We start from the raw sequence: 12,137 nt of genomic DNA, 5'->3' as shown, positions 1-12,137 counted from the left end.
CGTCCGGCAACCGGGCGTTAGGTACGGTCCGTGCCGTGGAAAGCCTCGGCACCCGTGAGGTGTACGCAAACCCGTGGATGACCGTTCGCGAGGACGAGATCAAACGCGCGGACGGCTCGAGTGGCATCTACGGCGTGGTCGACAAGCCCGACTTCGCGCTGATCATCCCGCTCGACGGCGAACGCGTGCGGCTCGTCGAGCAGTTCCGGTACCCGATCGGTCTGCGCCGCTGGGAGTTCCCCCAGGGCACCGCGCCGGACCGCGCCGACTCCGACCCGCTGGAACTCGCCCGCCGCGAGCTCCGCGAGGAGACGGGGCTGCGCGCCGGCCGGATGATCGAACTCGGCGTGCTCGACGTCGCGCCCGGCATGTCGTCGCAGCGCGGCCGCGTGTTCCTCGCGACCGACCTCTCCGAGGGCTTCCACGAGCGGGAGCACGAGGAGCAGGACATGCGGTCGGCGTGGTTCCCGCGCGCCGACTTCGAGTCGATGATCTCCAAGGGCGAGATCACCGACGCCCAGTCGATCGCCGCTTACACGCTCCTCCTGCTGCACGAACACGCCCAGCCCTAGTTCCGGCAGCCCTGGAACGCCGCCCGGTAGCTCTGCGGTGAGGTTCCGGCGATCCGCTTGAACCTGTCGCGGAACGCCGTGGCCGATCCGAAGCCCACGCGGCTCGCGATCAGCTCCACCGGGTCCCTGGTCGTCTCCAGCAGGTGCTGCGCCTGGCGGACCCGCGCGCGGTGCAGCCACTGGAGCGGCGTCGTGCCCGTCTGCTCGCGAAAGCGCCGGTTCAACGTTCGCGTGCTCATGCCCGCCTGCTTCGCCACGTCCTCCAGCGTCAGCTCGAGCGCCGCGTTGGCCTCCATCCACCGCAGCACCGGTTCCAGCTCGGCGCCCTGAGGCGTCACGGGCGGTGTCACGATGAACTGCGCCTGCCCGCCTTCTCTCTCAAGGGGCATCACGGCGAACCGCGCCGCATCGGCCGCCACCGCCGAGCCGTGATCGCGCCGGATCATGTGCAGGCACAGGTCCAGCCCCGCCGCGGCGCCCGCGGACGTGAGGAACTGGCCGTTGTCGACGTAGAGCACGTCCGGATCGACTTCCAGCGCCGGGAACCGCGCCGCCAGCTCCTCGGCTCCCAGCCAGTGCGTGGTCACCCTCAACCCGTCGAGCAGACCGGTCGCCGCGAACACGAACGCGCCCGTGCAGATCGACGCGATCCGCGCACCCCTCGCCGCCGCCTGCCGCAGCGCGTCGATCAACGGCTTCGGGACGACCATGGCCGGATCGTGGCCTGGAAGAACGATCGTGTCCACTTCGGACAGCAACTCCAGGCCGTGCGGAACTTTCATCTCGAAACAGCCCGCGTCGACAGTCCTCTTCGGACCGCAGACCCGTACGCGGTACCGCCCGACCCAGTTGAACGCGTCGACCGGCGTCGCGAAGTCGAACGGCACAACGCTGTCCATCGCCACCACCGCCACCTCGTGCACGTCCACCACCGTAGCTGGCGAGAATCCGTTGGAACATGGCATTCCAGCCAGTTCTGCGCAGCCGCGTCCGCTCCTACGGTTTTGATCACCGACGTGAGGAGACGCAGTGAGAGCTCAAGTGGTGTTGTTCGACGGCTTCGACCCGTTGGACGTGATCGGCCCGTACGAGACGCTGATGGCGGGCGGAATCCGGACCGAACTGGTGACGGCGGAGGGACCACGCCGGGTCCCCGGCGGGATGAACCTGCTGTCCCTCGACGCCACCGCCCGGCTCGACCCCGGTACCGGCATCATCGTCGTACCCGGTGCGGCGTCGATGCAGGACGAGGAGGTGTTCGCCCTGCTCAGCGCGGCAGCCGCCACACTCGGGCCCGTGCTCGCGGACTCGAAGGCCATCATCGCCACCGTCTGCGGAGGATCGCTCGTGCTGGCCATCGCCGGCCTGATCAAGGGCCGGAACGCCACCACGAACCACCTCGGCCTGCACGCGCTGGAGTCGATGGGGGTGAACGCCGTCCGCGCCCGCATCGTCGACGACGGCGACCTGGTCTCCGCCGCCGGTGTCACCTCCGGCGTCGACCTGGGTCTCTACCTCCTCGAACGCGAGGTCGGCGCCCAGCAGGCCCTCGAGGTCGAGACGCTGTTCGCCCACGAACGCCGCGGCACGGTGTGGAGCGCGGCGTGAGCAAGTTCTTCCTCTCGCTGCACGTCCTGGCCGCCATCGTCGCGATCGGCCCGGTCACCGTGGCCGCCAGCATGTTCCCGAAGGCCGTGGCCACGGCCGGCAATCCCGAACTCCTGCACCGGATCTGCCGCGTCTACGCGCTCGTCGGCATCTCGGTACCGGTCTTCGGGTTCGCGACGGCGGGCGTGATGGGCGTGACCGGCCACCCCTGGGTGATCGTGTCGATCGCGCTCACCACCGCCGCCGCGTTCGTGCTCGCCCTGAAGATCCTGCCCGGCCAGGAGAAGGCCCTCAAGACCAAGGACGTCAAGCACCTGGCCATGTACACGGGGATCTTCAACCTGCTGTGGGCGACCGTGACCGTGCTGATGATCCTCCGGCCGGGCTCGACGACGGGTGCCTAGCGCTGCGACACCGGCCGCACGACGATCTCGTTGACGTCGACCTCCGCGGGCTGCGAGATCGCGTACGCGATGGCGTCACCGATGGCGGACGCCGGCAGCGCGAGCTTGCGGAAGTCCTCCATCAGCGACGCCGCGAAGTCCTCGGTGATGGTGTCCGCCAGCTCGGACTCCGTGACACCGGGCGAGATCACGGTGACGCGCAGGTCGTCACGTTCCTGCCGCAACCCCTCGGACAACGCCCACACCGCGTACTTCGTCGCGCAGTACACGGCGGCGGTCGGCATGACCATGTGCGCGCCGATCGAGGCGACGTTCACGACGTGCCCGCCGCCCGTGAAGCGCGGCAGCACGGCGGCGATGCCGTTCAGCACGCCCTTGATGTTGACGTCCACCATGCGGTCCCACTCGTCGACCTTCAGCGAGTCCATGAGGGACAACGGCATCACGCCCGCGTTGTTCACCAGCACGTCGACCCGCCCGTACCGCTCCACGGCGGCATCCACAAAGGACTGGAAGGACTCGCGGGAGGTCACGTCCAGCGGCGCGTACGCACCACCGATCTCGTCGGCCAGCGCCGCCAGCCGGTCCTCCCGCCGGGCCCCGAGGAACACCTTGTGCCCGGCCTTGGCGAGGACTCGGGCCGTCGCCTCGCCGATGCCGCTGGAGGCTCCGCTGATCACCACAACTTTTTCGCTCATGGCACCAACGATCGGCGCGTGGCGCGACCTCTACCAGGACACCTTCTGCCTAGGTGTGGCACACCCAGGCAGAAGTCCCAGCCGGGTAATAACCTCGGCACCGTGCTCGGAGAGTTCCTGAAAGCCCACCGCGCCCGCGTCGACCCCCGGGACGCGGGCCTGCCGAGCCACACCCAGCGCAAGGTCAAGGGCCTGCGCAGGGAGGAGGTCGCGGTGCTCGCCGGGGTGAGCGCGGACTACTACGCCCGCCTCGAACAGGGCCGCGAGACCAACCCGTCCGCGCAGGTCCTCGACGCGCTGAGCCGCGCGCTCCAGCTCGACACCGACGCGCGGGCGCACCTGCACCGCCTGGCCGGGGTCGTCGCGGACGAAGGTCATTCGACCGACAAGGTCAGCCCGGAACTGATGCGGCTCATCGGCGGCATGCACGACATGCCCGCGTTCGTGATGAACTCGCTGCTCGACATCCTCGCGGTGAACCCGCTGGCAGAGGCCCTCTACGAGCCGTTCACACCCGCCGACAACGCGGCCAGGATGACGTTCCTCGACCCCGCCGCCGCGAGTTTCTACCCGCGCTGGAACTGGGTCGCGCAGAGCACCGTCGGGCACCTGCGGCAGACCGCCGACCCGAAGTCCCCGCGCCTGCGGCAGATGGTGGAGGCGCTCAGCGAGAGTTCGGCGTTCCGCGGGCTCTGGGAGCAGCACGAGGTGCGCGGGAAGACCCAGGACGCCAAGGAGTTCGTGCACCCGGCGGTCGGCGCGCTGAAGCTGAACTACCACTCGTTCGACGTCCGCGAGGCGCCCGGCCAGTTCCTGGTGATCTACCAGGCGGAACCGGGCCCGAACGCCGACGCGCTGCGGCTCCTCGCGACTAGTCGGGCCACACGGGAGGCCGCTTCTCCAGGAACGACGCCCGTCCCTCTTTGGCTGACGGGGACTGCGAAGTCTCGGCCATGACGGACAAGGCGATCTCGTACCCGTCGATCTCGGGCCGGTCCAGCTGCGCGTAGATCGTCCGCTTGCCGATCGCCTTCGACGCCCGGCTCCCCCGCGTGGCACGCGCCAGCAGGTCGTCCGTGGCGGCGTCCAGCTCGTCCGCCGGCACCGCGCGGTTGATCAGTCCCCACTCCACCGCCGTCGCCGCGTCGATCACGTCGCCGGTGAGCACGAGCTCCATCAACCGCTTGCGCCCGATCGACCGCGCCACCGGCACCGCGGGCGTGTGGCAGAACCACCCGGCCTTGCCGCCCGGCAACGAGAACCCGGCCGTGTCCGCCGCCACCGCGAGGTCGCACGAAGCCACGAGCTGGCACCCCGCCGCCGTCGCCAGCCCCTGCACGCGCGCGATCACGACCTGCGGCGCGGACTGGATCGTCTTCATCAGCACGGTGCACAGCTCCAGCAGCAGCCGCACGCCTTCCTCGTCACGGGCGTGCACGTCCGCGAAGTCGTGCCCGGCGGAGAAGACGGGCCCTTCGGCGGCCAGCACGATCCCGGCCGCGTCCGACGTGCGTGCCTCGCGGAACGCGTCCAGCAGCTCCGTGAGGTGCTCGGCGGACAGCGCGTTGCGCTTGGCCGCGCGGTTCATCGTGATCCGGACGACCGACCCGTCCCGCGAAACGTCAACCATTCCGCGACAGTAAGGCCCTACGAGAGGGAGCGCACCTCTCGGATCACGGTGACGATCTCGTCCATGATCTCGGTCAGCTCGTAGTCCTTGGGCGTGAACACCCGCGCCACACCGCGCTCGCGCAGCTTGGCGGCGTCGTCCGGCGGGATGATGCCGCCGACGATCACCGGGATGTCCCCGGCGCCCGCCTCGCGCAGGCCGTCGACGACCGCGGGCACGACCTCCAGGTGTGAGCCGGAGAGGATCGAGAGACCTACGACGTGCACGTCCTCCTGCACGGCGGCCGAGACGATCTGCGACGGCGTGAGGCGGATGCCCTGGTAGACGACCTCGAAACCGACGTCGCGGGCACGCACGGCGACCTGCTCGGCGCCGTTGGAGTGGCCGTCGAGGCCCGGCTTGCCGACGAGCATGCGCAGGCGTTCACCCATCTCCTCGCCGGTCGACCGCACCCGCTCGCGCACACGCGCGATCTCGGAGCCCGCCTCGCCGGAAGCCGACGCACCGGAAACGCCCGTGGGCGCACGGTATTCGCCGAACGTCTCCCGCAGCGCCTGCGACCACTCACCGGTCGTCACGCCGGCACGCGCGCACGCCAGCGTCACCTCGACGAGGTTCTGATCGGTCTTCGCGGCCTCGCGCAAGGCGTCCAAAGATGCTTCCACAGCAGCGTTGTCGCGGTTGGCGCGCCACTGCCTGATCGCCTCGACGGCCTGCGCCTCGACGACCGGGTCGATGGTCTCGATCGAGTTCGCGCCCTCGGCCTGCAGCGGCGACGGCTCGGTGGTGTCGAACTTGTTGACGCCCACCACGACGTCCTCGCCCGCCTCGACGCGGCGGCGGCGATCCGCCAGCGAGGACACCAGGTTCGACTTCATGTAGCCGGACTCGACGGCCGCGACGGCGCCGCCCATCGCCTGCACGCGGTCGATCTCCTCGCGGGCACCGGCCAGGATGTCGTTGACCTTCGCCTCGACGACCGGCGAGCCGTCGAAGATGTCCTCGTACTCCAGCAGGTCCGTCTCGTAGGCGAGCACCTGCTGCATGCGCAACGCCCACTGCTGGTCCCACGGGCGCGGCAGACCAAGTGCCTCGTTCCACGCGGGGAGCTGGATGGCGCGCGCACGGGCGTTGCGGGACAACGAGACCGCGAGCATCTCCAGCACGATGCGCTGGACGTTGTTCTCCGGCTGCGCCTCGGTGAGACCGAGGGAGTTGACCTGCACGCCGTAGCGAAACCGGCGGTGCTTCGGGTTCTCGACGCCGTAGCGCTCCAGCGTGATCTCGTCCCACAGCTGGGCGAACGCGCGCATCTTGCACATTTCCTCGATGAACCGCACACCGGCGTTCACGAAGAAGGAGATGCGGGCGACGACCTCACCGAACTTCTCCTGCGGCACCTGGCCGGAGTCGCGCACCGAGTCGAGGACGGCGATCGCCGTGCACATCGCGTACGCGACCTCCTGCGCCGGCGTCGCGCCGACCTCCTGGAGGTGGTAGCTGCAGATGTTGATCGGGTTCCACTTCGGCACGTTCGACACGGTCCACGCGACCATGTCGGTGATCAGCCGCAGCGACGGCCCGGGCGGGAACACGTAGGTGCCGCGGGACAGGTACTCCTTGATGATGTCGTTCTGCGTCGTGCCGGCGAGCGCCGACGGGTCCGCGCCCTGTTCCTCGGCCACGGTGACGTACAGGGCGAGCAGCCACATGGCCGTCGCGTTGATCGTCATCGACGTGTTGGCGCCGGCGAGCGGGATCTGGTCGAAGAGCTGCCGCATGTCGCCGATGTGGCTGATGGGCACGCCGACCTTGCCGACCTCGCCCTTCGCGAGTTCGTCGTCGGGGTCGTAGCCGGTCTGCGTCGGCAGGTCGAACGCCACCGACAGCCCGGTCTGGCCCTTCGACAGGTTGCGGCGGTAGAGCGCGTTGGAGGCGGTGGCCGACGAGTGACCCGCGTACGTGCGCATCACCCAGGGCCGGTCGCGCTCACGGTCAGCTGGGTACGGCACAGCAACCTCCCACATCGTCGTTGACCGGAGCGTACTGGCCGGTAACAGTCGCCGCGCGTGCGATTGCTCACTGAATCGTGACCGCTGGGAGCATGATGGAGAGGTGACGGGCTTCTACCAGACCGGGATCGTCTTCGCGGTCCTCGGCTTGCTGGCTCTGGTGCTGAGGTACTTCGCGGGGAACGACAGACGGCCCGTGCCGGATCTGGACGGCACGGACTTCGGGTTGCTGAGCGAGGTCGCGGTCGTCCCGACCGAGGAAGCCGCGAACGTCCTGGTGCAGAAGCTGAAGCAGAACGGGGTGCGTGCCACGCGCTCGCGACACGCGCCTTACCAGGTGATGGTGTTCCCGGCAGACGTCCCGAACGCGCGGCTGGTGCTCAGGAGCTAACGCGCTCCACGTTCGCACCCAGCTTGCGGAGGTTCTCCACGAAACCGGGGTAACCGCGCTCGATGTGGAAGATCTCGTAGACCTCGGTGGCCCCGTCTGCGCACAGGCCGGCGAGAACGAGCCCCGCCCCAGCGCGGATGTCCGACGCCCACACCGGCGCGCTGGACAGCTTCTCGATCCCGCGGATCACGGCGTGGTGGCCGTCCGTGCGCGCGTCGGCTCCGAGCCTGATCATCTCGTCGATGAACCGGAACCGTGACTCGAACAGGTTCTCGGTGATCATCGCGGTGCCCTCGGAGACCGTGGACAGCGCGATCGCGAACGGCTGGTTGTCCGTGGCGAACCCGGGATACGGCAGCGTCACGAAGTCGACGGCCTTGGGCCGCCCCTCCATGACGACGCGGAACCCCTCGTCCTCGCCCTCGTAGACGGTGACCTCGGCGCCCGCCATGCGCAGCTTCTCCAGCACCAGGTCGAGGTGGTGCGGGTTCACGCCGCGCACCCGCACGTCGCCGCGCGTCATGACGGCGGCGAAGCCCCAGGTGGCACCTACGATCCGGTCACCGATGACGCGGTGCTCGGTCGGCTTGAGCTCGGTGACGCCGTGGACGGTGAGGGTGGACGTGCCGGCGCCCTCGACCTTCGCGCCCATCTGGTTGAGCATCAGGCAGAGGTCGACGATCTCGGGCTCACGAGCGGCGTTGTCGATGACCGTCGTCCCGGTGGCGAGCACGGCCGCCATCAGGATGTTCTCGGTGGCGCCCATGCTGGGGAAGTCGAGCCAGATCTGCGTGCCCTGCAGCCCCTCGGCCTCGGCGACGATGCAGCCGTGCTCGATCCACGTCCTCGCACCGAGCTTCTCGAGCCCGCTCTGGTGCATGTCCAACGGCCGCGAGCCGATCGCGTCACCGCCGGGCAACGCCACGACCGCGCGCTTGCACCGCCCGACCAGCGGCCCGAGCACGCAGATGCTCGCGCGCAGCTTGCCCATGGCCTCGGAGTCGGCCCGATGGCTCAGCTCGGCGGGCGTCGTGATCCTCGCCACGTCGCCTTCGAGCTCGACCTCGCACCCGAGACTCCGCAGCGCGTCCGCCATCAGCGGCACGTCGAGGATGTCCGGGCAGTTGGTGATGGTCGTGGTGCCCTCGGCCAGCAGGGCCGCGGCCATCAGCTTCAGCACGCTGTTCTTGGCGCCGACGACGTCAACGTCGCCGACGAGCCTTGCGCCACCGTGTACCCGGAAATGCTCGCTCACGCGGCAATCCTACGTACGGCTCTAAAGTGCCAGCCATGGCGGTGCATCTCACCAAGATCTACACACGAGTCGGCGACGACGGCACGACCGGACTCGGCGACTTCTCACGCGTCCCCAAGACCTCGGCACGCATCGAGGCCTACGCGGACGTGGACGAAACCAACGCGTCCCTCGGCGTGGCCCTGGCGCTGGGCCAGCTGGCCCCGGACGTCTTCGAGGTGGTGCGCAAGGTGCAGAACGACCTCTTCGACGTCGGAGCGGACCTCTGCACCCCGATCACACCGGACCCGAAGTACCCGCCCCTGCGCGTGACCCAGGCCTACGTGGACCGCCTGGAGGGCTACTGCGACACGTTCAACGAACGCCTGGGCAAGCTCGACTCGTTCATCCTGAACGGAGGCACCCCCGGAGCGGCCCTGCTGCACCAGGCACGCACCATCGCCCGCCGCGCGGAACGGCGCACGTGGTCGCTGATCGAAGAGGACGCCGAGCACACGAACGTCCTGACGGCCAAGTACCTGAACCGGCTCTCGGACCTGCTGTTCATCCTGGCCCGCGTGGCGAACCCGGACGGCGACGTCCTGTGGCAGCCGGGCGAGAACGCCTGACGCACGCCGACCACCCGCGCGAGGCGCCGCACGCAACTCCTCAGCTGGAACAGGGACCTGCCACCGCTCGCCCTCGCACGCAAACGGCCCCGCACGCGAAACGACCCGCCGGGAACCCGGCGGGTCGTTCGCACGACCTCAAGAAGCCCAGGGAATGGACCGCCCGGGCGGCGAAGACTCCAACCAGGACAAGAACCCGGTCAGAGCATCCGGCCCCATGGCGATCTCGACCTCACCCGAGGCGGACCGGCATCGCAGCACGGTCGCCCCCACGGGCATGGCGTAGGCCTCGGGCCCGGTCGGCTCCCGCCGGGCGTCGATCTCGAGCCCGTCCCGCGAGATCAGCTCGTTCGGCCCTGATCCGAGCGACAGCACCCGGAACCAGGCGAACGAGTCGCCCCGGTAGTGCCCCACGCCCAGGTGCCAGCCACGCCCGCGATCATCGAACTTGCTGCGCAGGGCGACGTGCACGCCACCCTCACGCAGCAGCCGGATGCGGCGCCAGGCGAAGCAGGTGATGACGATCGCCACCCCAAGAAGGATCAGGCCGGCAATCTCGGTGATCCCCACGGCTGCGGCCTCGTGCCCGGTCTCAGGCCGACTGTTCCACGGCCCGCACGCGCGCTGCCGCACGTGCGCGCTCTGCGTCGTCCGCGTCCTGCAGCGCTGTGCGCGCCGCGTCCACGTCGATCTCGCCCGCCAGTTCGGCGTCCTCGGCGAGAATCGATACGCCGGTGCCGGTCACGGACAGGAAGCCACCGTGCACGGCGGCGGTGACAAGGCCACCGTCAGTCGTGCGCACGCGCACCACGCCACCCTCGACCAGCTGGCCGAGCACGGGCTCGTGACCGGGCAGGATGCCGATCTCGCCCTCGGTGGTCTGCGCCGAAACAGAGGTGGCCTTACCGGACCACAAACGGCGTTCAACGGCGACCAGTTCAACGGTCATCTCGGCCACGCGTATCTCCCTCGTCGTCTGGAGTCGAACTGAGTCTAAACGGTCGCCTGACAACCTTGCCGCCCCGCCCGGTGTCAGTACGTTCGACGACCGCCGGAGGGGGGACATGCAGGACTTCGAAGACTTCGTGGCGTTGCGCTCGCAGGCACTGTTGCGCACCGCCTACCTGCTGTGCGGCGGCGACATCGGCGCCGCTGAGGACATTCTGCAGGACGTTCTCATGAGCATGTACGGCAAGTGGCGCCGGATCAGGACCTCTCCGGAGGCCTACGCACGCGCCGCGCTGGCCAACGCGGCCGCGAACCGCTGGCGACGGCGTTCCCGCAAGCCGGAGGCACCGCTGGAACTGGGGGCGGTACCTACGGCGCACGGGCACGAGCAGCAGGTCGTGGACGCGGACAGCGTGGTGCGTGCACTGGCACAACTGCCGAAGAAGATGCGCGCCGTTCTGGTGCTGCGGTTCTTCGACGACCTCAGCGAGTCCGAGACCGCACGCGCACTCGGTTGCGGCGTCGGCACGGTGAAGAGCCAGACCTCGCGCGGCCTCGCCCGCATGCGGGAACTGATGGGTGAGCAGGTGCTGACGTGGAGTTGAAGCAGGCGATGGAGGCCGCGACGGCCGAACTCGACGTGCGGCCGGGATTCGTGGGGGACGTGATGGCCGGGGGACGGCGCAGGCACACGCGCAAGCTGGTGGCGGTGACCGCGGTGGTGGCACTGCTGGCAGGCGTGACGACCGGGGTGGTGCTGACGCGCTCGCCCGAGCCGCCGGCGGACCCACGGCTCACTGCGGCGACGACCGGTCCGCTCGCAGGCGACTCCGAACTCATCGAGACCGCGCTGCACCTGTGGAACGACGCGCAGAAGCAGCCGTGGAAGCTGCACGAGCCCGTGACGGAAGTCTCAAAGCGGGCGAACGTGTTCTGGACGGGACAGACCCCGTCGGGCCCGGTCGCCCTGGTCGCGCAGGAGGTCCGTGTGCGCGACTCCGAGAAGCCCGCGGCCCTGGTGGGCCTGGTCGCCGACGGCGCGGTGGCGGGCCGCGAGGTCGTGCAAGCGGAATCCAGAGACCATGAGGTAGGGCTGTACCGCTTCGGCCCTCTCGGTGACCACTACGTGGTGCTCACGCTGGGCAAGACGGTCTCCTGGTCGATGAAACCGGTGCGCGGTCCGGACAACCGTCTCACCCGCGTCTGGGCGTCTGCCCCGCACGACGAGGACGGCGTCGTGTTCACGGTGGCTCCGCTGTCCGACCGGCCCGTGTTCGTGCGCGGCGACTCCGTGCCGAAGCCCGACGACTTCACCCAGCCGCCGGTCCTCAGCAGGTACGACTACCACCCGGACCGCGCGTTCGTGCCCCATCCCGGTCTGGGCTGGAGCGGGCAGAACTGTGCGACGGCCGCGCCCGAGGAGAGGCGGGCGTGGCCGGACATGAAGAGGGAGCACCCGCAGCGCGAGCTGCAGAAGCGGGCACTGCTCGACTACCTGGTCGGCTGGGACGCGACCGGCGATTGGAGCGTCTGCGCGTGGCTGCCGGACGGCCGTTACGCGTTGATGTTCGAGGCGTACGGCGACCTGTACGGCGCGCTTTACCAGCCGGACGGCACGTTCAGCGCTCCCGTGCTCGGTGGCAGGGCGGTCAAGGGCGAGCCGGCGGTGCTGGCGTTGCCGGACGGCCAGGGCACGATCGTCGCCGACTTCAACGCCACCATCGGCCCTGAGGAGCGCGACCACGCCTGGCTGGCGCCCGCCGGCACCAAGGAGGTCACCGTGGTGCAGCGCGGAGTTCCCAAGGTGGTTCAGCTCCCCTAGGGCGTGTCCCGTAAGTCTCGTCCGCGATAGTCGCGGCCGAGGGCCCCGGAACTCTCGACCGTGACTCTCATCGAACGGACTTACGGGACACGCCCTAGCTTGAGTTTTAACCTGTTCGGCGGGGTCTCGGGTTGGTGGACTTCTTCTTGTTGCCGTGCTGGGGTTTTTGTTTGTTGGTGCTGGTGATGG

General features: G+C 69.3%; 15 protein-coding genes. 8 read left to right on the top strand and 7 right to left on the bottom strand.

From position 1 onward, the window contains the following. Positions 1 to 35 precede the first annotated feature (35 nt). The gene (locus AB0M48_RS43525; protein WP_363854596.1) at positions 36 to 572 is read left to right on the top strand and encodes an NUDIX hydrolase; all 537 of its coding nucleotides are present in this window, start codon (positions 36 to 38) and stop codon (positions 570 to 572) included. Here AB0M48_RS43525 and AB0M48_RS43520 read toward each other — a convergent pair. After that, positions 569 to 1,495 (bottom strand): helix-turn-helix domain-containing protein, encoded by a 927-nt coding sequence (locus AB0M48_RS43520; protein WP_363854593.1) that lies wholly within the window; start codon positions 1,493 to 1,495, stop codon positions 569 to 571. The two genes, AB0M48_RS43525 and AB0M48_RS43520, sit on opposite strands and share 4 nt — an antisense overlap. Before the next feature lie 106 nt (positions 1,496 to 1,601). On the opposite strand from AB0M48_RS43520, the gene AB0M48_RS43515 reads away from it, so the two are divergent. Together AB0M48_RS43515 and AB0M48_RS43510 are read left to right on the top strand one after the other, a co-directional pair. Continuing rightward, positions 1,602 to 2,180, top strand: coding sequence for a DJ-1/PfpI family protein (locus AB0M48_RS43515; protein WP_363854590.1), 579 nt, complete (start codon positions 1,602 to 1,604; stop codon positions 2,178 to 2,180). Then, a complete protein-coding gene (locus AB0M48_RS43510; RefSeq protein ID WP_363854588.1) occupies positions 2,177 to 2,584 on the top strand; it encodes a hypothetical protein in 408 nt (135 codons plus the stop codon). Before AB0M48_RS43515 ends, AB0M48_RS43510 begins: the two co-directional genes overlap by 4 nt. Here the strand turns inward: AB0M48_RS43510 and AB0M48_RS43505 are convergent. Beyond that, on the bottom strand, positions 2,581 to 3,282 hold the full coding sequence (locus AB0M48_RS43505; RefSeq protein WP_363854585.1) for an SDR family oxidoreductase: 702 nt from the start codon (positions 3,280 to 3,282) through the stop codon (positions 2,581 to 2,583). The two genes, AB0M48_RS43510 and AB0M48_RS43505, sit on opposite strands and share 4 nt — an antisense overlap. A gap of 102 nt (positions 3,283 to 3,384) precedes the next feature. Between AB0M48_RS43505 and AB0M48_RS43500 the strand changes: the two genes are divergently transcribed. Then, on the top strand, positions 3,385 to 4,239 hold the full coding sequence (locus AB0M48_RS43500; protein ID WP_363854583.1) for a helix-turn-helix transcriptional regulator: 855 nt from the start codon (positions 3,385 to 3,387) through the stop codon (positions 4,237 to 4,239). Here AB0M48_RS43500 and AB0M48_RS43495 read toward each other — a convergent pair. Continuing rightward, positions 4,154 to 4,912: an enoyl-CoA hydratase-related protein gene (locus AB0M48_RS43495; RefSeq protein ID WP_266038097.1), complete on the bottom strand. Its 759-nt coding sequence runs from the start codon at positions 4,910 to 4,912 to the stop codon at positions 4,154 to 4,156. The two genes, AB0M48_RS43500 and AB0M48_RS43495, sit on opposite strands and share 86 nt — an antisense overlap. Before the next feature lie 17 nt (positions 4,913 to 4,929). Beyond that, positions 4,930 to 6,924: a protein meaA gene (locus AB0M48_RS43490; protein ID WP_363854580.1), complete on the bottom strand. Its 1,995-nt coding sequence runs from the start codon at positions 6,922 to 6,924 to the stop codon at positions 4,930 to 4,932. A 103-nt stretch (positions 6,925 to 7,027) separates the two neighbouring features. Here AB0M48_RS43490 and AB0M48_RS43485 point away from each other — a divergent pair, with 103 nt between their 5' ends. Next, on the top strand, positions 7,028 to 7,315 hold the full coding sequence (locus tag AB0M48_RS43485) for a hypothetical protein (RefSeq protein WP_363854578.1): 288 nt from the start codon (positions 7,028 to 7,030) through the stop codon (positions 7,313 to 7,315). On the opposite strand, the gene murA is transcribed toward AB0M48_RS43485, so the two are convergent. After that, positions 7,305 to 8,570, bottom strand: a complete 1,266-nt coding sequence (gene murA / locus AB0M48_RS43480; protein ID WP_363854575.1) for a UDP-N-acetylglucosamine 1-carboxyvinyltransferase — start codon at positions 8,568 to 8,570, stop codon at positions 7,305 to 7,307. The two genes, AB0M48_RS43485 and murA, sit on opposite strands and share 11 nt — an antisense overlap. A gap of 35 nt (positions 8,571 to 8,605) precedes the next feature. Between murA and AB0M48_RS43475 the strand changes: the two genes are divergently transcribed. Then, the gene (locus AB0M48_RS43475) at positions 8,606 to 9,178 is read left to right on the top strand and encodes a cob(I)yrinic acid a,c-diamide adenosyltransferase (protein WP_266038104.1); all 573 of its coding nucleotides are present in this window, start codon (positions 8,606 to 8,608) and stop codon (positions 9,176 to 9,178) included. A 138-nt stretch (positions 9,179 to 9,316) separates the two neighbouring features. Here the strand turns inward: AB0M48_RS43475 and AB0M48_RS43470 are convergent, their stop codons facing one another. Both AB0M48_RS43470 and AB0M48_RS43465 read right to left on the bottom strand, forming a co-directional pair. Beyond that, positions 9,317 to 9,748, bottom strand: a complete 432-nt coding sequence (locus AB0M48_RS43470; protein WP_319987408.1) for a DUF2550 domain-containing protein — start codon at positions 9,746 to 9,748, stop codon at positions 9,317 to 9,319. A 22-nt stretch (positions 9,749 to 9,770) separates the two neighbouring features. Beyond that, positions 9,771 to 10,136: a F0F1 ATP synthase subunit epsilon gene (locus AB0M48_RS43465; RefSeq protein ID WP_089921576.1), complete on the bottom strand. Its 366-nt coding sequence runs from the start codon at positions 10,134 to 10,136 to the stop codon at positions 9,771 to 9,773. 106 nt (positions 10,137 to 10,242) lie between these two features. Here AB0M48_RS43465 and AB0M48_RS43460 point away from each other — a divergent pair, with 106 nt between their 5' ends. Next, positions 10,243 to 10,731, top strand: a complete 489-nt coding sequence (locus AB0M48_RS43460; protein ID WP_363854571.1) for a SigE family RNA polymerase sigma factor — start codon at positions 10,243 to 10,245, stop codon at positions 10,729 to 10,731. Further along, positions 10,722 to 11,948, top strand: a complete 1,227-nt coding sequence (locus AB0M48_RS43455) for a hypothetical protein (RefSeq protein ID WP_363854568.1) — start codon at positions 10,722 to 10,724, stop codon at positions 11,946 to 11,948. Before AB0M48_RS43460 ends, AB0M48_RS43455 begins: the two co-directional genes overlap by 10 nt. Positions 11,949 to 12,137 lie beyond the last annotated feature (189 nt).

It is taken from the genome of Lentzea sp. NPDC051208, assembly GCF_040682435.1.
Taxonomy (GTDB): Bacteria; Actinomycetota; Actinomycetes; order Mycobacteriales; family Pseudonocardiaceae; genus Lentzea; species Lentzea kristufekii.
The sequence above is the reverse complement of the archived record's forward strand: the minus strand, read 5'-3'. Positions and strand labels throughout refer to the sequence as shown.